Annotated in this window: 19 protein-coding genes and 1 pseudogene; 9 read left to right on the forward strand and 11 right to left on the reverse strand. The window is 45.2% G+C overall.

Annotation, left to right across the window (positions count from 1 at the left end):
• Positions 1-374 (forward strand): annotated as a pseudogene (locus JK130_RS09275) (hypothetical protein); the annotation flags it as partial.
• 588 nt (positions 375-962) lie between these two features.
• Here the strand turns inward: JK130_RS09275 and JK130_RS09280 are convergent.
• Both JK130_RS09280 and JK130_RS09285 read right to left on the reverse strand, forming a co-directional pair.
• Positions 963-1,430, reverse strand: a complete 468-nt coding sequence (locus JK130_RS09280; protein ID WP_218354036.1) for a GNAT family N-acetyltransferase — start codon at positions 1,428-1,430, stop codon at positions 963-965.
• A 207-nt stretch (positions 1,431-1,637) separates the two neighbouring features.
• Complete coding sequence (locus tag JK130_RS09285) at positions 1,638-2,483, reverse strand: acyl-CoA thioester hydrolase/BAAT C-terminal domain-containing protein (protein WP_218354037.1); 846 nt, start codon at positions 2,481-2,483, stop codon at positions 1,638-1,640.
• Positions 2,484-2,982: 499 nt separating this feature from the next.
• Here JK130_RS09285 and JK130_RS09290 point away from each other — a divergent pair, with 499 nt between their 5' ends.
• From JK130_RS09290 to JK130_RS09300, 3 genes are all read left to right on the forward strand, one after another.
• The gene (locus JK130_RS09290) at positions 2,983-3,372 is read left to right on the forward strand and encodes an antitoxin Xre-like helix-turn-helix domain-containing protein (protein ID WP_218354038.1); all 390 of its coding nucleotides are present in this window, start codon (positions 2,983-2,985) and stop codon (positions 3,370-3,372) included.
• Positions 3,366-4,061: an RES family NAD+ phosphorylase gene (locus JK130_RS09295; RefSeq protein WP_218354039.1), complete on the forward strand. Its 696-nt coding sequence runs from the start codon at positions 3,366-3,368 to the stop codon at positions 4,059-4,061. The genes JK130_RS09290 and JK130_RS09295 overlap by 7 nt, the downstream gene beginning before the upstream one ends.
• A gap of 316 nt (positions 4,062-4,377) precedes the next feature.
• The gene (locus JK130_RS09300) at positions 4,378-5,610 is read left to right on the forward strand and encodes an IS110 family RNA-guided transposase (protein WP_218354040.1); all 1,233 of its coding nucleotides are present in this window, start codon (positions 4,378-4,380) and stop codon (positions 5,608-5,610) included.
• Between the two features lie 132 nt (positions 5,611-5,742).
• Here the strand turns inward: JK130_RS09300 and JK130_RS09305 are convergent, their stop codons facing one another.
• The 3 genes from JK130_RS09305 to JK130_RS09315 all read right to left on the reverse strand — a co-directional run bounded on the left by JK130_RS09305 (position 5,743) and on the right by JK130_RS09315 (position 7,081).
• On the reverse strand, positions 5,743-6,165 hold the full coding sequence (locus JK130_RS09305; RefSeq protein WP_218354041.1) for a hypothetical protein: 423 nt from the start codon (positions 6,163-6,165) through the stop codon (positions 5,743-5,745).
• A gap of 110 nt (positions 6,166-6,275) precedes the next feature.
• Positions 6,276-6,656, reverse strand: coding sequence for a hypothetical protein (locus tag JK130_RS09310; protein WP_218354042.1), 381 nt, complete (start codon positions 6,654-6,656; stop codon positions 6,276-6,278).
• A 125-nt stretch (positions 6,657-6,781) separates the two neighbouring features.
• Positions 6,782-7,081, reverse strand: a complete 300-nt coding sequence (locus JK130_RS09315; protein WP_218354043.1) for a DUF6881 domain-containing protein — start codon at positions 7,079-7,081, stop codon at positions 6,782-6,784.
• 1,298 nt (positions 7,082-8,379) lie between these two features.
• Between JK130_RS09315 and JK130_RS09320 the strand changes: the two genes are divergently transcribed.
• The 4 genes from JK130_RS09320 to JK130_RS09335 all read left to right on the forward strand — a co-directional run bounded on the left by JK130_RS09320 (position 8,380) and on the right by JK130_RS09335 (position 12,273).
• The gene (locus JK130_RS09320) at positions 8,380-9,330 is read left to right on the forward strand and encodes a GlxA family transcriptional regulator (RefSeq protein ID WP_218354044.1); all 951 of its coding nucleotides are present in this window, start codon (positions 8,380-8,382) and stop codon (positions 9,328-9,330) included.
• Between the two features lie 119 nt (positions 9,331-9,449).
• The gene (locus tag JK130_RS09325; RefSeq protein ID WP_218354045.1) at positions 9,450-10,571 is read left to right on the forward strand and encodes a serine hydrolase domain-containing protein; all 1,122 of its coding nucleotides are present in this window, start codon (positions 9,450-9,452) and stop codon (positions 10,569-10,571) included.
• A 314-nt stretch (positions 10,572-10,885) separates the two neighbouring features.
• A complete protein-coding gene (locus JK130_RS09330) occupies positions 10,886-11,248 on the forward strand; it encodes a hypothetical protein (protein WP_218354046.1) in 363 nt (120 codons plus the stop codon).
• A gap of 59 nt (positions 11,249-11,307) precedes the next feature.
• Entirely contained in the window at positions 11,308-12,273 is a 966-nt protein-coding gene (locus JK130_RS09335) for a S41 family peptidase (RefSeq protein WP_218354047.1), read from the forward strand.
• A gap of 383 nt (positions 12,274-12,656) precedes the next feature.
• Here JK130_RS09335 and gcvP read toward each other — a convergent pair whose 3' ends face one another.
• The 3 genes from gcvP to gcvT form a co-directional block, all read right to left on the reverse strand.
• The gene (gene gcvP, locus JK130_RS09340) at positions 12,657-15,554 is read right to left on the reverse strand and encodes an aminomethyl-transferring glycine dehydrogenase (RefSeq protein WP_218354048.1); all 2,898 of its coding nucleotides are present in this window, start codon (positions 15,552-15,554) and stop codon (positions 12,657-12,659) included.
• Between the two features lie 106 nt (positions 15,555-15,660).
• Positions 15,661-16,050 carry a glycine cleavage system protein GcvH gene (gcvH, locus tag JK130_RS09345; RefSeq protein WP_218354049.1) on the reverse strand — a complete coding sequence of 130 codons (390 nt, stop codon included), beginning with the start codon at positions 16,048-16,050 and terminating at the stop codon, positions 15,661-15,663.
• Positions 16,051-16,077: 27 nt separating this feature from the next.
• Entirely contained in the window at positions 16,078-17,157 is a 1,080-nt protein-coding gene (gcvT, locus tag JK130_RS09350) for a glycine cleavage system aminomethyltransferase GcvT (protein WP_218354050.1), read from the reverse strand.
• A 138-nt stretch (positions 17,158-17,295) separates the two neighbouring features.
• Here gcvT and JK130_RS09355 point away from each other — a divergent pair, with 138 nt between their 5' ends.
• On the forward strand, positions 17,296-18,159 hold the full coding sequence (locus tag JK130_RS09355) for a LysR family transcriptional regulator (RefSeq protein ID WP_218354051.1): 864 nt from the start codon (positions 17,296-17,298) through the stop codon (positions 18,157-18,159).
• On the opposite strand, the gene JK130_RS09360 is transcribed toward JK130_RS09355, so the two are convergent.
• From JK130_RS09360 to JK130_RS09370, 3 genes are all read right to left on the reverse strand, one after another.
• Positions 18,152-19,441 (reverse strand): M24 family metallopeptidase, encoded by a 1,290-nt coding sequence (locus JK130_RS09360; protein WP_218354052.1) that lies wholly within the window; start codon positions 19,439-19,441, stop codon positions 18,152-18,154. The genes JK130_RS09355 and JK130_RS09360 overlap by 8 nt on opposite strands.
• A gap of 156 nt (positions 19,442-19,597) precedes the next feature.
• Positions 19,598-20,770: an FAD-dependent monooxygenase gene (locus JK130_RS09365; protein WP_218354053.1), complete on the reverse strand. Its 1,173-nt coding sequence runs from the start codon at positions 20,768-20,770 to the stop codon at positions 19,598-19,600.
• Between the two features lie 4 nt (positions 20,771-20,774).
• Positions 20,775-22,028: an FAD-dependent monooxygenase gene (locus JK130_RS09370; protein ID WP_218354054.1), complete on the reverse strand. Its 1,254-nt coding sequence runs from the start codon at positions 22,026-22,028 to the stop codon at positions 20,775-20,777.
• Between the last annotated feature and the right edge of the window lie 4 nt (positions 22,029-22,032).

Below are 22,032 nucleotides of genomic sequence, written 5' to 3' on the forward strand. Positions count from 1 at the left end.
CAGAGTACCACCAACAGGCAGTTGATCTCTTCTCACCGTTTAACCATGAGTGGTGCACTTATTATCTGAATTCGGGCGAAGGTATGGGTTTCTATTTTGCCAGGCCAACCACTTTTAAAAATCCTATGTTTCAGGTCGAAAAAGTGGATTACTATGCCGTTGACCATACGCCCAGCTATTTTTGGGAAAGTGCCTCACGCTCAATTTCTGCCGCATTAGTTTTTCATTTACCGGCCATAGCCGCAGGACCGGAGGGTTGGCAGAAAAATGAAACCATACGCCGGGCCATCAATATTGATAACGGCGTTATTCAAAAACCAGATATTCTGGCTTATCAACGCCGCCAACAGGCTTATCCACATCTCCCAATTTAGTAGCTGCAAGCCCATTGATTTGGGCTTTCTTCCCCCCTCGCTGCCCTTTAAGAATAAGACTTGGGTTTAAATTTCATAAATAAAAAAGGGTAAACCCTGGGGGCTCGCACAAATTTATTTGCATTACTCACCATACCAAACCTGATTTACGATGTCGTTGAGCCACCACAGTGTTCGCTTTTATTGGCTTAACCAGTTTATATCGTGCATAAGAATTTTCATCCATAGCTTCATTATCTATTCTTTTCTGCTCATTAGCCGCGAATTAAAATAATAAGCGCGCCACGCTTTGCTAAGCGATGAAGGAATTTATTGAATATCCGCTACTGAGAGTAGCAAAAAAGATGATTTATTTTTTATATAGCGTAAAAATACAAGATAGCTTCAAGATAATAAAGTAACTTTCATAGCAGGGTTATAGTTATAAAAATAGCGCCGTATCATTAACGTTGATTGCGCTAGAATCTCATAAAAAATTTACCGAAATGTGAAAAAACGTTTTGGGTAATTGTGTATAACGTACGCACCACCCACAAATTAAAAACGAGCCGCACAGCCCGTTATAATTTGTGCGTATTATCTCGCGTATCAGGCAAATACCCGACGGTATACAAACGCGCTCAACGCTAATTCTTGCCTGTATACTAGGCTTTTTTTGCTAATTTCAAATCTACACTTTTCTAGTACACGTTGCGAAGCAATGTTTTGAGTGGCAACTTTTGCCACTATATTTTTATTTTTGGGAAATGAAGGTTGAATAAACAAATTTTGCAACGCTTTTGTAGCGATACCTTTCCCCCAAAACTCTTTACCAATCCAATACCCGATTTCTATTGATTCTGAATCGTATTCCCAAAATGAAACACAGCCCACCAGCTTATTATTAATCTCGATAGCATGCGGCTTTCTAACTGTTGAATGCAGGTTTTCTAACCAAGATATCGCGTCATTTTCTGTGTAAGGGTAAGGGATATTAGATGTCCACTTTGATACGTCACTATCGTTCAGCAATCGGACTAAACTCTTTGCGTCTTCCATGCGAAAATTACGAAGCATCTTATAAATCCTTTTTAAGTCTATTAAACCTGGTAAGGGTGAATGCCAGGTGGTAACAATGGCAAAAGTCCCTCGTCTGCCCTGGATAGACCTTTGGGCAACTGAAAGGTGATCCATTAGCGCAGGGTTAGCTATCACTTTCGCCATTATCAGAATAGAGCTAAAATCCAAAGACCCGGCATGGTATCCGGGAGTTGCTTTTGGTTATTAACCGCCTTTGAGCTTATTAATAAAGGTCTGATTTTCAGTGGTATTTTTGTCTAAAAACTTATAATTTAACAAGTGATCAAAGCCTTCATAATAAAGGTGCTCACATTGGTTCTCTTGCTTTGCGTTCATTTGCGTGCAAATGTCGTTTGCCATCATAGATGCAGGCCAAATCTCATCATTCTCACCTGACATCAACACCACGTGTGCACTTATTTCATTAACAGGAATATCCGCTTTATTGTCATCTTCCCGATTCGACAAAGACTGAGTATACAAATCCCGTAAACCATTTACTGGCCCCGATGGCTTAAAACGAACATGGGGTAACTCTTGTCCATTTTCTGTCCAGCTGGATGCGGGCTCTTTCGTCCAATCTTTTAAAATACCCGCCCACACTACTGAACTGGGTGCTATTGCCACAACTCTTGAAATCTGTTCATCTTTTGAGGCCAACAGCATTGCTAATTCTGCGCCCTTAGACCAGCCAACCACAATTAACTCATCTGTTTTTACATTATTCTGGCTTTTCAGCCACAATTTAGCCTGAGTAAAATATTCGAGCGGGATCTTTTCTAATTCGTCAGGCAAACCGTCGGCATTAAAATAGGCTAAAGCTAAAGTGGGATATCCAGCGTCTACAACAGGTTGTGCAAGCTTTTCAGGTAGTCCTCCTTCAGCTCCGCCTAAGATCAACACACCAACCTGTTGCTCAATCGATTCGGAAGGATAGTATATTCCGACAAAACCGTCGTTCTCTGTATTTAAAACTTTTGTAGAGGCACTAACGACAGAACTAATTAACAATGAACCAACTAAAGTGACTTTAATGATTTTCTTTAACATCCCTTTTAATTTTCCCTTGTAAGTAAATGTGTATTTATTACGGCCAACATCCTATTATGCAAAAGTCACAGAAACCCGCCATATACTTCATGTAGCCAAACTCTACATCCTTGCTTAATATCAGTAGCTTACTGCTAAATATACATCGATTGCCATTAAATTATTTGAACACTTCCCGAACGTATCCTTACGCTTTAAAAGAGCTTAAGTCGCAATACTGGTTCCCGCTCTGCTTCGCGATACGCGCATTCGGTTAATGGTTACTATTTCGGCCATAGTTGGTAATTCAGTGCTTATGAGTGCCTGTAGCCGATCATTGTTGAGTGGGTCAAGGCAACATGATGTGCTCTTATGGGAGCACGACAATAAGGTCAATAAATCAGATAAAGTCGACTATAACCCGCACTAATCTCCAGATATTGAAACTTGTGGTTTGAATCCACAGATACTAATATAGATATCGGATAACATTTTTATGATTCACTGTCTGGAGATACACATGCAAGCCGTGACTGAATTAGCAAGTTCTAATGCTGCATCAAAGTCATTACATGTAGCGGTCAACATTTTGAGCAAATGGAAAGCCACCACAGAGCAAATGGCGACAATTCTCGGCGTGTCCACAGCCAGTATTAATCGAGCGAAGCGTAAGGGTAACGTGAGCCTCTCTCGTGACCAACTGGACCGGGTGAGTTATATCCTTAATATGCACGCCGCGCTGCGCACGGTCTTTGATAATCCAGAGAACGTGTATGGGTTTGTCAAAAAACGAAACTATAATCCCTTTTTCAACGGTGCCACGCCGTTTGATTTAATGGTACAAGGCTCTTTGGCTAACCTTTATGAAGTCTTTAAGCGTGTTGACGGACTAAGGGGCGCTCAATGGTAACGGTAGAGTCATTGGGTGATTTAGCTTTGCATCCGGTAACGGGTTACCGATTGGTCAATTCAAAGTTCCCCCCTATTGCGCTGTTTGATGATGTGGCTGATGCAGATGAGCTCGACGCGGTATACGAAATTCAAAGGCTGACCAATCCTCGCCTGCAAAATGAGATTGGAAACCTGAACTTGCTGCCCCGTGACCAAATCCCTTTCGGTATTGATGGCCTTCCCTATGCGGTAGCCTCATTTACACACGTAAACCCGAATGGCTCGCGTTTCGCAACCGGTGACTTCGGTGTCATGTACATTGCCGACAGTTCAAAGACAGCGCTTGCTGAAGTGACACACCACCAGCAAACATATTGGGAGAAAGTTGAAGACCTGGCTTACGATAGATTTGTATTTCGTGAACTTTGCTGCGACTTTGTCACTGAAAAGTATAAATGCATTGAAGTGAATGATGAAACAAAAGGTGTATTGGCGCCTGACGATTATTCTCAGTCACAACAACTGGGTCGAGAACTACGACAATCTGGCATTGAGGGGCTTCGTTACCCTTCAGTAAGATTTGAAGGGGGGCAATGCTACGGGCTGTTCACCCCAAAGACTGTCAAGAGAGTCGTACAAGCTAAGCATTATGAAATGGTTTATCGTGAGGGGGCGCTGCAGGTAAACCAACTGATTCAACCTAGCTAAACTAAAGAATTATCGCTTAAAGAATAACAGTCAGCCATAAGCGAATACCCGACCGTCACCACCGTTCTCACGGTGGTCCGCTTCAGACAATCTATAGTCACTCGGATTCTAAAAAATGATAATTGGTTTTTAGGATATGTGCTCGGTTCATACGAATCTCAGACAATAACATTTGATGTTTACCGCTTTTTTTTCGATGTTTCGAGTACGCTTAGTCTAAAACGAATACTCAGGGGTTGCATTTGTAATGCCGCTATATTTTCTTCGAAAGACTGAGCTGGCATATCCAACACTAAAACTGTTGGGAGAATAGACTATGTCGAGAGCAAATGAGTTTAGCGTTCTTATTGGTTTAGACTGGGCAGATGCAAAGCATGATGTCTGTATGCAATATTCGGACGGTACGAGAGAGTTCGCTGTTATCAAGCATTCTGCTGAGGCCATCGAGCAGTGGATAACCAAACTTCATCAACAACACTCGGGTCGAATTGCAATTGCGCTAGAGCTGACAAAAGGCCCAATTGTATATGCGTTGCAGAAGTATCATTTCGTTACCTTGTTTCCAATTAATCCGACGATGCTGTGCCGGTACCGAAGAGCATTATCAACGAGTGGGGCTAAGGATGATCCAACTGACGCCTCTATCGCGCTTGAGTTGCTGATTCGCTATCCCGATAAAATCACACCTCTTAAAATGACTGACGATAACGTTAGGAAATTAGCCTTCTTAGTCGAGGAGCGTCGTCGTTTAGTGGATGAAAAGAAACGATATGTTAATCGACTTATCAATGCGCTCAAGCAATACTACCCGCAACCGCTTGAGTGGTTCACACACAGAGATTCACAGTTATTCGTCGAATTCATTATTCGATGGCCGTCATTGGATAAAATAAAACGCGCAAAGCCCGATACCATCGCTCGCTTTCTCACCTCCCGTGGAAGCTTTGCCAAATTAGTCGCACCTCGTTTAGAGGCTATAAAAGATGCCAAACCGTTAACGCATGATAGTGTCATTATCGAATTTAACAAATTGCTAGTGCTAACGCTGTCTAATCAGCTACTTCCTTTAATTACGGCAATTAAAACATTCGAGCAGGAAATAAAAGCTATCTACAATGACATGGCTGATGCGCCATTGTTTGAATCCTTACCTGGTGTCGGAAAATGCCTTGGTCCAAGATTATTAGTTGCACTTGGTTCAGACCGAAACAGATTCGGAAGCGCTCAAGAAGTACAAAAATATGCGGGCATTGCGCCTGTCACCGAGCGCAGTGGCAAATCCGCCTGGGTACACTGGCGATGGGGATGTTCGAAATTTATTCGCCAAACGTTTACCGAATGGTCGGCAAAGTCCATTCTGTACTCATACTGGGCACAGCTGTATTACGAGCAGCAAAAGAAAAAGGGAAGTACTCATCATCAAGCAGTGCGCTCGCTCGCATTTAAGTGGATAAGAATATTATACCGCTGTTGGAAGACCAAGACGCCTTATAATGAAACACAATATCTAAAAGCGTTAAAGGAGAGAAATTCGCCTTTACTTGGATAAAAATGGTTGACGAGTGGCTCAGGGCATTAAACGGACGTTTAACGCCCCGCTTAGGGGCAATAACACGAGGGCTAAAATTTGGAGCGAAGCGACTGAGCCCACGTGTTATTGTCCGAGGGAGCTTGCGATCGACTACAGCGGTTTGTTAGGTAACCTTACCCAAAAATAGCAGTGAAGCACAATATGGAAAATAGCAATAACAAGTGGTGAGTAGAATAAATATACAACCAATGGATGAGAGCTTAGGTAAATTGCTGAGGTTGGATCTGCTGTTCCAAGATAGATGATTGTTGCCAAAGACAATACGCCTGCTAGGAGAAAAAGAAGCCGTTTAACGAAAGAAATATAAAGCCCCCAGCAGAGAGATGTAAGAGCAATAAAACCCAGAAGACCACCACAGCTAAGAAGTGTGCAAACAATAGCAACAAGATAATTACCTTCGCTTATAGCCGCGAACCCCATAAGAAATACAAATGCGGATAGAAAAGTAAGTATAAGAGCGGGTAACCAAGCAAAGATGGTTGTGATGCCAATTACTATTTCTCGGTAAAACATCTGTGGTTACCTAACACCCTAATAAGGGGCAATTATTCGTTGGCGAAAATGGCGCAGCCTCCAACGAGTAATTGTCCCAGCGACCACAGGGAGTGAGCTTAATTTGCTTGTTATATTTCATGCTTCTGACTCGATTTGCGTTTTTTAGCTAATGCGAAACAACCTAAGCCAAGTAATATACCTGCATAGGGGATTTGACTATTACCTATACTCACTAAAACATCACCTGCGATCAATATTACCCCGAGCACGTATAAGACTATAGGTGAAAGTATACCCGCACCATGTGCCCCTTTACCGAATAAAAGTGAAACAGAGAACATTCCCAACAAGGTGCAAAAAACCGCACTAAACCCGATTGCAATTTTGTCACCTGATAAAATAGATAAAGCCAAAACAGCGATAGAAAAAACAAGTCCAAGCGAGCCTGCAACCTTTGCTGTGCGGGGAGATAGCTTTCTGGTTAACTCGTTCTGGCTAGGAATAAACATACGTACTCGATGAAATATAACGCCCGCTTCAGCTGCGCCGAAACAGGAGTGTTTTTGTGTTAATGTTTGAGCGCAGCGAGTGACACAAAAACGCGGAGGTTTTGGTGTCAGACTGCAAGCGTTTGTTATGAGCTTTTTGATGCATACTGTTCCCATAAAATCTCAAATTCTTGCTGAGTAATTATTTTACCCTGGAATTCTTCTTGAGAATTAATTGCCTCTATAGAAGGAACTTCAGCAATACCTAAGATCGTTTTATCTGAGTTCATTTTATCAGATGCAATACCGACTTCACCACTTGGAAAGAATTCCAACTTTCTAGTTTCAAAGTCATCTGAACCTATTTCGGATACAAGCCTATAAGGCTCATCTTTTAAATCATGTAACCAATTAACGTCGATGTATCTCATTTTATTGCGGCTCATAACTTCTACTTAAAGGGCAGTAACACAGCGGCGAAAATGGCGAAGCCGCCGCAGTGTTACTGTCCCAGCGCGGCACTGCGCGCGTTTTAAAGTTTTTGTTATGTTTTTCACAATTTATCTAATACTGCCACTATTAGAGATGCCAAGGAAATAGTAACTGCAGCAAAAGATGCTATTAGTGTAAATCGCGTTTTATTGTTTTGATGCCTTAAATCTGAAACAACCGAGCTTAGATATGGAAAGTGTATGCAATGCATATCCCCACCTACCTTTAATGCAAAGAGGGATACCTTTGATTTATCTGAAGTTTCATAAGAGTATCTATTGCCAATATCGTAATACAATCGACCGAATATAATGTCTCCGTTAGTATCGAAATTTTCAGCAACTTTGCGGCAATCTATAGAAATGTAAATTTTGCTAGATCTAATATTTTCATGGAGATCATAGCGGCAGAATTCATCAAAGTATTCGTCGTGAATAAATTTTAGTATTTCCAAATCCGTTGGGTATTTCATCACTCAATAAAGCCTCTGAATTCAATAAGAAACATAACAATTTAATATAGCGCGGTTTGCGCGTTTTTCTGCCAACGCTTCGCTCGTTTTGATACTTCCACTATTAATACCAAACTAGCTATCATATTGCTATATAAAGGAAAGCAGGCAACCTAGATAAAGTGCTAAAGAGAAAAACGAGCGATTGGGTCGTTTTCCTGAATATGGGAGCGACGCAGCTTATTGTGATAAATAATTAGCCTCGCTTACTAATACGCTCATGTCGTTGCTCACTCGTTATGTCACTTAAATGCAATGAGCCAACGACCGTTATACGTACAGAGCTGCCCCCCGCGCGATGTTGTATCCCCGTCCGCTTCTGGCACTTTGGAGACCCTCGCCTTCGAAATGGGACGGTTTGAAAATGGCATAATCGATAACGTGGCCGGTCTATCATACTTTCACCCCATTACATCAGCTGGCAATATTTTCTACTCGAAAGCATACTCAATCAGCCTAAGGCAGGCCCCATCAAAGTAAGATTCTTCGGCAGCGGCAAGTGACGTAATAAAAATCCAAACCGGCTCGCTCGTTTCAGTCATATTTTGCTTTGGGGAGTACTCCTGTATTTTCTCCAAATAAAAAATATTTTAAATGAAACGGTAAATTCCTAACCTGTACCGGGTGATAGATTAATTTGACTGATACGCAAAATGTCAGAACTGTATGATTGACTGTCATAACTGCCACATGTTTTGGGTGTATTATTGGAGCTACACTGGTTTTTTATAAGAATGATGCATGACTAAACCTATCTGCTTGCTTGCATATGACGGCATGGAGCTTTTGGATTTTGCCGGCCCACAATCCGCTCTTCACGAAGCTGCACAAGTATGTAGTGATAGCTATGAACTGAAGGTTATCGGATTTAGCAAAGCGCCAGTTCAATGCGAAGCCGGGCTTCAGATAGTCCCCGCAATTGGTATCGATGAAGTAAAGCAGTGCCATACTTTGATAATCCCAGGGGGGCGTGGAGCTCGCAGAATAGCATTACCTTCAGTCCAGATGATGCGACTGAAATCATTAATGTCACGGTGCGAGCGGCTGGTAACAATCTGCACAGGGGTATATCTTGCGGCAGAAATAGGGTTACCGGACAATACACGAGTCGCTACACATTGGGCTTTTGCGCCCGACTTAAAAAAACAATACTCAAGCTTAGCGGTAGATAGTGAGAGCATCTTCGTACAGGACGGCAAATACTGGTCTTCAGCAGGGATAACATCTGGTATCGATTTAACCTTGCGTCTCATAGAAATTGACTGCGGCCCGACAGTGGCTCATCACGTCGCTAAACACTTGGTAGTTTATTCAAAACGGTCCGGCAGCCAAAAACAGTATTCCAATGTGTTAGATATTCAAACACCAAAATCAAATCGCATTGCTATCATTACCAACTGGGTAAAGGAGCATGTCAGTGAGACGATTACTGTTAAGCAGCTGTCCGAGGTTGCTTGCCTAAGTGAAAGGCAATGCCACCGCCTTTTTCTGAAAGAAACGGCCATGACGCCCGCCCGATTTGTCGAAAAATACCGAATGCAGTTAGCCAGTGACTTGTTAGCCACGACAGAAAAAGAAGTTAAGTCCATTGCTCTTGCGCTTGGTTTTAAGACCTACAACGGCTTTGCGCGCGCATTTGAAAGAAGCTTTGCAGTTTCACCTTTAAAGTATCGGCAATCTTTTTTCGCTTAAAATTAAGTGCAGTAAACCATGCCAATATGGCTTATCTTCATGGAGCAACCAGCGCTGTTCAATGAATATATCAACTTCTGCGGCGAAGCGGCCGCATCATACAACCTCAAGGACGAATCGTGAACCTTCTAAAAGTATCCCTTGTAGTCACCTGTTTTCTATCTGCAAATGTTAGTGCGGTCAAAAGGTTTACCTATGTAAACAATGAGATTAAAGCGTTTATAGAGGAAAACGACATTCCGGCCCTCACCGTGGGGGTCATTATGGATAATGAGATACAGTATAAGCGTGCATTTGGCACGTACAGCAGAAAAGATCCTCGACCTATGTCACTGGATAGCTTGTTTCAGATAGGCTCTCAATCGAAGGTATTAACCAGTTATATTACTCTCGCTGCTGTGGAAAAAGAGATTGTAGGACTGGATGATAATTTGGATGCTTTACTTCCCGGGCTATTCTTATCTATCGATAAAGAAGCATTAAAATCAATTAAAATTGACTCGCTATTAAGTCACCGCTCGGGACTTCCTAACTACCCTGCCAACGTTTCGCGAACTGACGGTGACGCTATGGAAGGAGGCTACAGCGAGACAGAGTTTCTGACTGCGCTTAAGTCGATGACTTTGAGCTTTACGCCTGGAAGTAATTTTTCATATTCCAATTTTAACTACGCCCTTCTTGGCTACATACTCACTAAAAAAACAGGTAAAACATTCGATACCCTGGTCTCAGAATATGTCCACGATGAACTTGGTATAAGCGACATCTATACACAGATTGCAGCTGGAAATGCTGACCTTATAACGCCTTACAGGAAAGACAACCGGATAATTGCTACGAGGCCTTGGAATATGGGGCTACTTAGCCCGCATGGCGGCTTATATGCTTCTACAGATGCGCTGTTACAACTAATGAAATTACAAATGGCGGCGTACGATGATTTTCTTAACAATGGCCAGGCCTCGCCATTAGTTTCTACTCAAACAAGCTATGCAACCCAGCTTTATCCAGGCCTCAATTATGGCTATGGAATGTTTGAAGCAACAGAAGAGCTAGGTTTATACCCTGAGACTGTGATGTGGCATGGGGGCGATCTGGATGGCTATGGGTGTGAGTATATTTTCGCCCCTGATGCTGATGTTGGAATTGTGCTTTTAACCTCCAGCGGAGGGAAAGAATTTGTGTTGCTAGCAAGAAAGATAATGAGTCATTTGCTTGATAACAAAGCGTCGTTGCAATAAAGAATCTTAATAAAACCAGTGTTTAATTACAATACTTGCTGAATTTGCATTGTGCGTGGTCCCTCTCTCAGATCGTTAGTCAGTAAATATGGACTATATCCCTCCAGCTCTTATAGACAAGCAGCGAACGGTCCAAGATAAGACCATCTGCTTTAACTCGAGTTGTAATTTATGTAATTCGAAGTAACTCAGCTTAATTACCATTGCGAGAGAACATGCCAGCATTGAGCTTTTATAGTGAGAGAAACTGTGGGATTATTAAGCCTGACGTTGAAGGAATGTGATGGAAGACAGGTATGGTGCTTAGGGAGTTCGTGCAGTTTTTGACAGTTGTTTTTTTCACTTCAATTGTGCTTTTTTCCAGCTTGGTCTTCGCAGATAGGATTGAATTGAGTACTCAGCAATCAGTATATCAGCTTGAAGATGTGCAGGTAGAGGTCGAAGGGTTTATAGTACAAACGTCTCAGGCTAGTCTTTTCCGTCATCTGCTTCAACAACCCCTGTGGATTAGTTTTCTTATAATCGGTGAATATCTTGCCTCGCGCAAAGCTGACGCTAATTTTTATTGTGAGCCTATTAAGTATCATTGGTTTGAATTGTTAACTATCTCAAGTTATAGAGTAAGCCAATGGAAGGAAAGTAACAGCCAGTATCGCCAACTTGCTATTGCGGATTAGTTTCTCTTTTAAAAATCGCTTTAAATCCAAATCTAGATTTTTATTACAAGAGAAATATTATGAACAATGTTGTTTTTCGATGGTCTCTGATGGCTGTCAGCTTTTGCTTTCTTTTATTTAGCTCCCTACCCCTTAGCGCTAACAAGCTATCCGAAAAAGATGTAACGGGATTGATAAATCAAACTTTAGCGGTATTTTCAGCAAACTATATTGATGTTGCTGCTACCCCTTACGTAGTTTCAGTAATCAATGAACGGTTAAAGCAAGGAGCGTATAAAGAAGTCACTACACTGAAGGATTTTGCAAAAGTAATTGGACGTGATATACGCAACATCTCTGGTGATGTTCACTTGAGCCTTATGTTGCAAAACCCTAATGAGCCACTAACCCATATCCTTCCTCCAAAAGACGGGCGACTTTCATATAACCATGCTTTTGAAGAAGTGAAGTACCTTCACAATAATATCGGATATCTGAAATTTAATAAATTCCACTCTTCGGATGAAGCACTTAAAACCGCTGATACTGCCTTCGCATTTCTGCGCAGTAGTGACGGGTTAATTATAGATATGCGGGACACTGTTGGAGGCTCACCTTATCTCGTTCGGCATATGCTGAGCTATTTTATTGAAAGTGGCACAGTGCTTTGGTCAGTAGAGACAAATGACCAAAGTCATAATGAAGTCATTAAAGTTGATACTACACCTATCCACAAGCGTTTCCTCAACGATTATCCGGTTTGGCTGCTAACTAGCAATTCAACAGCTAGCGCATCAGAACTGTTCGCAGGGGTTTTACAAGACTATGGAAAAGCAAAAGTAATTGGAAGTGTGACCGCTGGTGCCGGATATTACGTCGGCGTAAGGAGAATAACCGATGAGCTTACTTTTCGGATTTCATTGGCTAAACCTTTACTACCAAATTCCAGTGAGAACTGGGAAAAAGTCGGTATAAAACCTGATATTGAGGTTGAATATGTGGATGCGTTTGATATCGCTTTACTTGATGCAATAAGAGCCAGATAGATTTTTACAATAGCCCAAGAGATTCTCTTGGGCTATTTAATGTCCGAATTAAAGTCTGTAATACATTCAACATCATTCGTTAAAAGCTTTTGACTAGACCGTTAACAAATTACTCATTGCTACCATCATTTTTTCATGGTGCTAATGTCCGGTATACGTACGTAACAGCCGTTGAAAGGTTGAGACGTGAGCCGCCGCTATCGACATGCAACGGCCCCTGCCGAACCCCAGAACTTCAAGGGAAAGCGTTGCTTGGGTCATAGTATCGTGCCTGCATATAAACTGTACCCTTTCATCGAATTTCCTGGAAGAGAAATAAAAAAGCCCACTATATAGTGGGCCTTCGGTTTTAAACGGCGTATTTCATGGGAACACCATTAACCTCATTCTTCCCGATACATATCTATCGCGGGGCAAGAACACATGAGATTGCGGTCGCCGTAGACATCATCGATACGGTTTACGCTGGGCCAGAACTTATTGCGGGCTACAGCGGCTACCGGGTACGCGGCTAATTGACGGTCGTAGCTGCGGTTCCAGTCGCTGTCGCAAATATCGGCCAGGGTATGCGGTGCATTGTGCAGTGGATTGTCGGTCGCATCCCACTCGCCACTTTCTACCTTTGCGATTTCTTGGCGAATGCTGATCATGGCCTCTACAAAACGGTCAAGCTCGTACTTGGCTTCTGACTCAGTAGGTTCGATCATCAGCGTACCAGCCACCGGGAAGCTCATGGTTGGTGCATGGAAGCCGTAGTCGTTCAGGCGTTTAGCAATATCCATTTCACTCACACCACTGCCATCTTTTAACGGACGCAGATCGATAATACATTCGTGTGCTACGCGGCCATTGCGGCCTTTGTATAACACATCAAAGTGACCTTCGAGCTGTTTGGCAACATAGTTGGCATTCAAGATAGCGACCTGCGTAGCTTTGCGTAAGCCTGCGGCGCCCATCATTTTAATGTACATGTAGCTAATTGGCAGAATAGATGCACTGCCCCATGGTGCAGCCGATACCGCGCCGCAATCCTTACCTGCATTTTCAATATCGATGACGGTGTGGTTGGGTAAAAATGGTGCCAGGTGAGATTTCACGCCAATGGGTCCCATGCCCGGACCACCACCGCCATGCGGGATACAAAAGGTTTTGTGCAGGTTAAGATGCGATACATCTGAACCGATAAAGCCAGGAGCGGTAACACCGACCTGTGCGTTCATATTGGCGCCATCCATATACACCTGACCGCCATACTGATGCACAATCTCGCACATTTCGCGTGCGGTTTCTTCGTAAACGCCGTGGGTAGACGGGTACGTGATCATGGCGCAGGATAAATTATCGCCAACCTCTTCGGCTTTGGCGCGCAAATCTTTAAGATCGACGTTGCCGTTCTTATCACAATTGACCACCACCACTTTTAAGCTAACCATTTGCGCTGAGGCGGGGTTGGTGCCGTGGGCAGAGCTTGGAATAAGGCACACATTGCGGTGTCCTTCACCGCGGCTTTCATGATAGCGCTGAATCGCCAGCAATCCGGCGTATTCGCCCTGGGCTCCCGAGTTTGGCTGCATCGACATGGCATCATAGCCGGTGATGCTGATAAGCCATTCGGCCAGCTCAGAAATCATTTCATGATAACCTTTAGCCTGATCCAGAGGCGCAAACGGGTGCAACTGCCCAAACTCTGGCCAGGTAACCGGAATCATCTCGGCGGTGGCGTTAAGTTTCATCGTGCACGAACCTAACGAAATCATTGAATGATTAAGCGCCAAATCTTTATTTTCTAAAGATTTTATATAACGCAGCATTTCAGTTTCTGAATGATACTGATTAAACACTTCGTGGGTTAAAATATCACTGGTACGTACTAATTCAGCTGGAATAGACTGCATATTGTTAGTGGTCACTTCGCTGTCAAGCTTCTCGACCTGCAGACCATGCCCTTCCCCCAGCAATACATCAAACAATGCCTGAACATCGTCACGGGTGGTGGTTTCGTCAAAGGCGATACCTACCGCATTGTCTAAATCAGCACGCAAATTAAGACCTTTGTCGTAGGCCCGTTGTAAAATCTGGTCTTTCTCATCGGTTAATACGGTAAGGGTATCAAACCAGGTAGCATGCTTAAGTGCCATGCCTTTTTGCTTTAAGCCAGTGGCAGTGATATCGGCTAAACGATGAATACGCCCAGCGATGGTTTTAAGCCCTTTTGGACCATGATACACCGCATAAAACGAGGCCATATTGGCCAGCAATACCTGTGCTGTACAGATATTCGAGTTCGCTTTTTCACGACGAATGTGCTGCTCACGAGTTTGCAGCGCCATGCGCAGTGCCGGACGCCCGCGGGTGTCTTTACTTACCCCGATAATACGGCCCGGTAACGAACGCTTGTAGCTGTCGCGGGTGGCAAAAAAGGCAGCGTGTGGACCGCCATAACCCATAGGCACCCCAAAACGCTGGGCACTGCCTAAGGCCACATCAGCACCCAACTCGCCGGGCGACTTCAACATCACCAGACTCATTAAATCGGCTGCTACCGCCACAATGCCTTTTTTAGCCTGTACCGCGCTGACGATATCGCGGATATCGGTGACTTCACCCGTGCTTGACGGATACTGTAACAATGCACCAAACACATCGTGATCGGCTGCTTCTGCTGCAGGTCCACTGACAATACCAAAACCAAACATCTCGGCGCGGGTTTCTACCACATCACGGGTTTGCGGATGCACATCATCGGCGATAAAGAACAGGTTCGCTTTTTTGTTTTTCGATACGCGCTTGGCCAAAGCCATAGCTTCAGCAGCGGCTGTGCCTTCGTCTAACAGAGACGCCGAGGCCAGCTCAAGCCCGGTCAAATCGATAGTCACCTGCTGAAAGTTCAGAATCGCTTCTAAACGCCCCTGAGCAATTTCTGGCTGATACGGGGTGTAGGCAGTATACCAACCTGGATTTTCCAGCACATTGCGCAAAATAACGTTGGGAACATGGGTGTCGTAATAACCCATACCAATAAACGAACGATTGATTTTATTTTTAGCCGCAACTTTTTTTAGTTCGCTCAGGGCATCAACTTCAGTTGCGCCTGCACCGGTTTCAATTGGCTTATCCAGCTCAATTCCGGCAGGTACGGTTTGCTGGGTTAAGTCTTCCAGCGATTCGGCATTGATGCTTTGCAGCATTTCGTTAATTTCATCTTCGCCCGGGCCAATGTGGCGACGTACAAAGGCATCTTTTTGCTCTAGCTGAGCCAGCGTAATAGAGGTGTCTGTCATAACAATTACTTAAGCATGTCCACTGGTGAGTGAAAGAAAAAAGGGGCGCTTGTGTCGGCCCCTTTTACTTCATATTAATAATGACTACGCGAATTCTGGCGAAGACTTATTCTTCGTCAATTGACGCCTTGTAGCCTTCTGCATTCATCAGGCTTTCGACTTCGTTGGGATCATCGGCTTTAATTTTGAATAACCAGCCATCGCCATATGGGTCAGAGTTAACCAGCTCTGGCGAGTCTTCTAATTCTTCGTTTACGGCAATAATTTCGCCGGTAAGCGGCGTATAAACATCAGAAGCCGCTTTTACCGACTCGGCCACGGCAACATCGTCGCCGGTGCTGACCTTGTCGCCTTCATCAGGCAAGTCGACAAAAACCATGTCACCCAGTAGCTCCTGAGCATGCTCTGAGATGCCTACAGTGAAAACACCGTCACTTTCGGGGCGTACCCATTCGTGAGTGGCGGCATAGCGTAAATCGTTTGGAATGTTGCTCATAGTATATCCTGACGTGTAAATTGTTAGTTATAAGACACTTTTACCATTGCGAACAAAGCTAGGTTTGACCACATCTACTGTAACCCACTTTTTGCGCATTTCCACCTCTACGGTGTCTGGTGAACCAGCCGGAATACGTGCCATCGCAATGGCATGACCCAGAGTTGGCGAGAAAGTACCTGACGTAGTAATACCTTCGCCATTCTCGGTTTTCACTTTTTGACCCGCGCGCAATACGCCTTTTTCTTTCATAACCAGACCCACCAGCTTATCGGTGCCCTGCTCTTTTTGCTGTTCCAGCGCACCGCGGCCGACAAAATCACGGTCGGCGGGTTCCCAGGTAATGGTCCAGCCCATATTTGCCGCCAACGGTGATACGGTTTCGTCCATATCCTGCCCGTAAAGGTTCATACCAGCTTCTAAACGTAATGTATCACGAGCGCCCAGACCACACGGTTTAACACCGGCCTCCAGCAGTTCCTGCCAAAACTGACCCGCACGTGCTTTAGGTACCATAATTTCATATCCGGCTTCGCCGGTATAGCCGGTAGTGGCGATAAACAAATCTTCAGCCTGTACGCCAAAGAACGGCTTCATGCCTTCCACGGCTTCTTTTTGTGCGGCGCTGAACAAGGTAGCGGCTTTTTCTTTAGCTTTAGGCCCTTGTACTGCAATCATCGCAAAATCAGACTTTTCGGTAATAGTAACTGCAAAACCTTCGGCTTTAGCCAGTAGCCAGTTCATGTCTTTTTCGCGGGTAGCTGAATTCACTACCAAGCGGTAATTGGTATCATCAAAATGATACACAATAAGATCATCTACCACGCCACCTTCTTCATTTAGCATGCCGCTGTACAGCGCTTTGCCTTTATCTTTGAGTTTGGCAACATCGTTGGCCAGCAAATAGCGCAAGTAAGCTTGAGCCTGTTTGCCTGTTACATCAACAATGGTCATATGCGACACATCAAACATGCCCGCGTCCTGGCGTACCGCATGGTGTTCTTCCATTTGTGAGCCGTAGCTGATGGGCATTTCCCAACCGAAAAAATCTACCATTTTGGCACCGGCTTCCAGATGCTTTGCGTGTAGAGCAGTTTTGCTGGTCATACAATACAACCTTGTTTTGTTATGTAAGTGTGAACAGCAGTATAGGATGGCACTATAAACACAACAAATTGGAATTTATTATCAATACATTTAAAATTGTTATCTAATGTTCATCGCACATCAGAATCTTAAATCTATATGAAACAGCTTTCACTGGATAATCTGCGCACCTTTGTCACCGTTATTGAACAAGGGGGTTACGCTAAAGCGGGCGAATGGCTTGGTCGTTCGCAACCTGCGGTGAGCTTGCAGGTTAAAAAACTTGAAACACAATTAAGCCGCAAACTGTTTATTAAGGTGGGCCAACGCCATATGCCCAGCGCTGATGGCAACTGGCTGTATGCCAGGGCGCGCGAAATGCTTACCCTCAACGATGACATATTTCGCGAGCTTAACCCGGCACCGCTTAGTGGCCGTTTGCGCCTGGGCATTCCCAGCGAATTTGCCTCAACCTTACTGCCTGGTTTAATTGGCGAATTTTCAAAACGCTACCCGGATGTATCACTCGAGGTAACCTCTGCCCTAAGCCGGGACTTACTGCATCATACCCGCCGTGATAGCTTCGATTTGATTCTGGCGCTGGCGAATCCACACGAACAAACTGACGGCGAAGTGCTGCTTCAGGACGAGATAGTATGGGCAGGTGACATTACCCGTGGTTTTAGCGGCGATACAATTTCGTTAGTACTGGCGCCCGATGGCTGTGTATATCGTAGCCGTGTTATCGAGCAGTTAAAACAACAAACCAAAGCCTGGAAGATTACCTACACCAACGCAGATTTGTCGGGGCTGGTGGCCGCAATTGGGCAGGGGTTAGGTGTTACTGCCCTGGCCCGCTCTAGCATGCCGGGTAATCTTATGGTTTTAAATCATGCTAACTTGCCCACGTTAGGCCAGATTAACATTTGTTTGTTTAATTTAGATACGCAGCATCCGGTGGTCAGTAAAACGCTGGCAGATTTTATAAAATCCCGGCTGACCACCGGCGCGCCGGTTAGCTAAGTTGCAAAGGGGCCAGCTCGCCTAGCGGTTCGGCCAGGCTTTTGGGCGGACGAGTAAACCACTGCGGCCCTTTGCTGTTCATATAAATGCAGTCTTCTAAACGTACACCAAACTCACCGGGTATATAAATGCCCGGCTCGTTTGAAAAACACATACCCGGCTGCAATGTGGTTTTTTCACCATGCACAAAGTTCACCCGTTCATGGCCCTGCATACCAATACCGTGGCCGGTACGATGCGACAACCCGGGCAGCTGATAATCAGGCCCGTAACCCTGTTTTTTGTACAAGCTGCGAACGGCGTCATCCACACTGCCCGCAGTATTGCCTAACTGCGCCTGTTCAAACGCCACCTGCTGACCTTCGCGAACGCTTTTCCACACTTTTTGTTGTTTGGCAGTTGGCTCGCCAAATACAAAGGTGCGACTGATGTCAGACTGGTACCCATGTACCGCACAGCCGCAGTCCATCAATACCACCGAGCCTTTTTCTAAAATTTGTTCTTTACGGGTGCCATGCGGATACGCACTGCCTTCGTTAAACAGCGCCATAGCCCATAAATCGCTGCCACCCAGCTTTTGCTGCGCCTGCTGCATTAAATCTTTAACATCGGCTTGTGACATACCTGCCTCAAGTCGTTCGTAAACGTGGGTGTAAGCTTTTAGCGTAACTTCGTTTGCTTTGTGCATCAGGCGCAGTTCATGGTCGCTTTTGAACATGCGACAGCCTAAGGTAACTGGCTCGGCAGACACATTCTGCATCTTAGGTAATAGTGGCATCAGGCCGTTTAATACAAAATAGCGAACGCTGGCTTCAAAACCTAAACGACCTTTAGCCACACCGCGATCTTTTAGTATTTGCTGAACTTGTTTAAACGGGCTTTCGTGCTCTTGCCAAACCCGAATATCTTTACCCACCTGCAACGACTCTTTTACGCTGGGTTCTTCAAAAAATGGGGTTACTACCGCAATATCCCCTTCCTGGGGAATGACCACAGCGGTAAGACGCTCACTACGCCACCACTGGATACCGGTAAAATAATCCATGGCCGCACCGGGCTCTAATATAATCGCCGCCATATCATTTTTGACCATCAATTGCTGCGCCTTAGCAATACGCTCTGAACGCTCTTTTGCAGAGATAGGGTCAACCGAGGCGGTAATATTGGCAATTTTTGTGTCGGTATAAAACGGCTTTTTGGCGGTATCTTGCTGGGCAAAGGAAAGCATAGGCGCAGCGGCCAGACCCGCACCGGTAAATTTTAAAAAAGCGCGTTTATCCATGGTTTTCACTCCGTGATAGTGACAAGGGTTATAGTTATCATTGTGATAATGGTACTAATAATAAAAAACCATCATGCTCGGGTCGCTGACGCTTTGCAAATTTAAGCGGGCCATAAATGCACTTGGATATTTTTATACAACCGCTATAGCGTGAGCCTAAAAACCCATTGCCTGTTCGATTAATTTTCGCTTAACCAGCGGTACTTCGTTGGTGAGGGCCAAACCCGTACCGCGAATCAGTTTTTTTAACGGATTGTCGCCGGCAAACAATGCTTTAAACCCATCCATGGCGGCAATCATTTTCATGGCTTCAGTTTTACGGGCTCGCTCAAAAGCACGTAAATCTTTATAGCGACCCAAAGGCTGGCCTGCTTCATGAACCTTTACCAGGTGTTCAGCCAGATCCAACGCATCCTGCATGCCTAAATTAGCACCCTGCCCCGCCAGCGGATGAATGGTATGGGCAGCATCACCAATAATCGCAATGCCGTTGTCTGCCCATTGGCGCGCATAACGCATGGTAAGAGTAAAAGCACGGCGCTCACTTTCAAGGGTTATGGCGCCTAACTCGCTATTACAGGCCGCGGTCATGGCGTGCGCAAAGTCGGTGTCTGATAACGCGATAAGCGCCTCGGCTTTGTCGGTTTGCTGAGACCATACTACCGAACATAAATGTGGGTCTTTTAAAGGCAGCAGCGCCAGCGGGCCGTCGGGGGTAAATACCTGGCGCGCACAAGTCTGGTGAGGTTGTGGGGTTCTGATAGTCGCCACAATGGCGCGGTGATCGTAATCTTTAAAGGTTTCAGGAAATCCGGCATGCCGACGTACCATCGAGTTAGCGCCATCAGCGCCCACTAATAACTGGCACGATACCACTTCGTCGTTATTGAGCATCAGCATGGTTTCCTGATCGCCAGATAAAATTTTATCTACGCTGGCTTCAATTAAGGTGACATTTCGCAAGTGCTGAATCTGTGCTACCAGGGCATTAGTCAGCACCTGATTTTCGATAATGTGGCCCAACTGAGGGCTTTGCGTATCACGGGCATCAAAATGTATGTGACCAAAACTGTCTTTGTCCCATACATGCATGTGCTGATAAGCAGCAATACGATCTTCGGGTAATTGTTGCCACACCTGCAACTTAGCCAGGGCATGATGATTGGCTTCATTAATGGTACTGACCCGCAACGACGGCGCTGCAGATAACGGCTGAGAAAAAGCAGTATGGCTGATTACCGCCACGCGCAGGGTAGTTTGTCCTAATGCGGCGGCCAATGTAAGACCTACCATACCGCCTCCAATTATCACGACATCCATTTTTTGCATGCTGTTATCTCCTGCGTGTAGCCGGCCCGTAACCAGTGGTTCGCGCCACAAACGCCTGTTGTAACGCCGATAAATTATCCAGCGCAATTAAACCGGCATTTCTGAGCGGGGCCAGACCAGCATAACGGTTTGAAAATCCGCGTACCAGCGCGTCGGTCAGCCAAATAGTTTGATGTCGATCTGCGCTTCGCGCATGCGCAAACTCTCTTAAAGTACGATAGCCGCCTGGGTCTGGGTGTTGTTTTAATACATTGACTAAATCTAACGTATCGCGCAAACCTAAGTTAAACCCCTGCCCAGCGATAGGATGCAAAGTTTGCGCAGCATTACCGGCCAGCGCAACCCGATGGCTGGTAAGCTGGCTGGCTTGTTCAAGTGACAGCGGATAACCATGGCGGGGGCTCGTTGCATAAATCCGGCCCTGACGATATCCAAATACCTTTTGTAAGGCCTGCAAAAAGCCGGCGTCAGATAACTGCTGTAAATCCTGGGCTTTGTGGGCCGCTACGGTCCATACCACTGAAAAACTATGCCCGGCATGGTTATCACCAGAATTAAACGGTAAAAACGCCAGTGGCCCGTCGGGCGTAAAGCGCTCGTAGGCACGCTGATAATGCGACTCGCTGGTCAATACATTACACGTAATCGCCACCTGTTCATACGGCGCATGCTCGCGTTTGATACCCACTTGTTCAGACAAGCCCGAACGTCCGCCATCGGCCAGTATCAGCAGTTTGCTGCTCAGCTTATTGCCCTGTTCCAGTGACAATGTTATCTCATTTTGATATTGCTGAACCTGGCTAACCGGCTCGTCTACAAGATATTTCAGGCCCTTATCCACATTGTGGGCGGTTAGCAGCCGCCCTAACTCTTGCAGTGAAATAACTTCTCCAAACGAGGACAGTTTGAAATCTTTTGCCTCAAGCTGACAAAAACCAAAGCTGCCTTGATCGGTCACCTGAATGTGCTCGATAAGCTCGGTGTGGGCCGTATGTAAAGGCACACCCATCGCCGTCAGACTTTCTACCGTGCGGCGTGCCAGCGCAATAACCCGGGCGTCAAACCCTGGGTGAGTAGAGGGCGTATCAGGTGCGTTGCCTGCTTGTGAAGGGTTATGAACATGCGCGGGCACCGAACCAGGCTGCGCAGGATTGGCATCAAGCAGAGTTACGCTAAATGGAGTGTGTGCCAGCAGCCCGGCCGCCAATACATGACCAACGGCCCCCCCGCCAACAATAGCAATATCGGTTGTATCCAAAAAT

The sequence above is a fragment of the Alteromonas lipotrueiana genome (genome assembly GCF_019249245.1).
In the GTDB taxonomy this organism is placed as follows: Bacteria; Pseudomonadota; Gammaproteobacteria; order Enterobacterales; family Alteromonadaceae; genus Alteromonas; species Alteromonas lipotrueiana.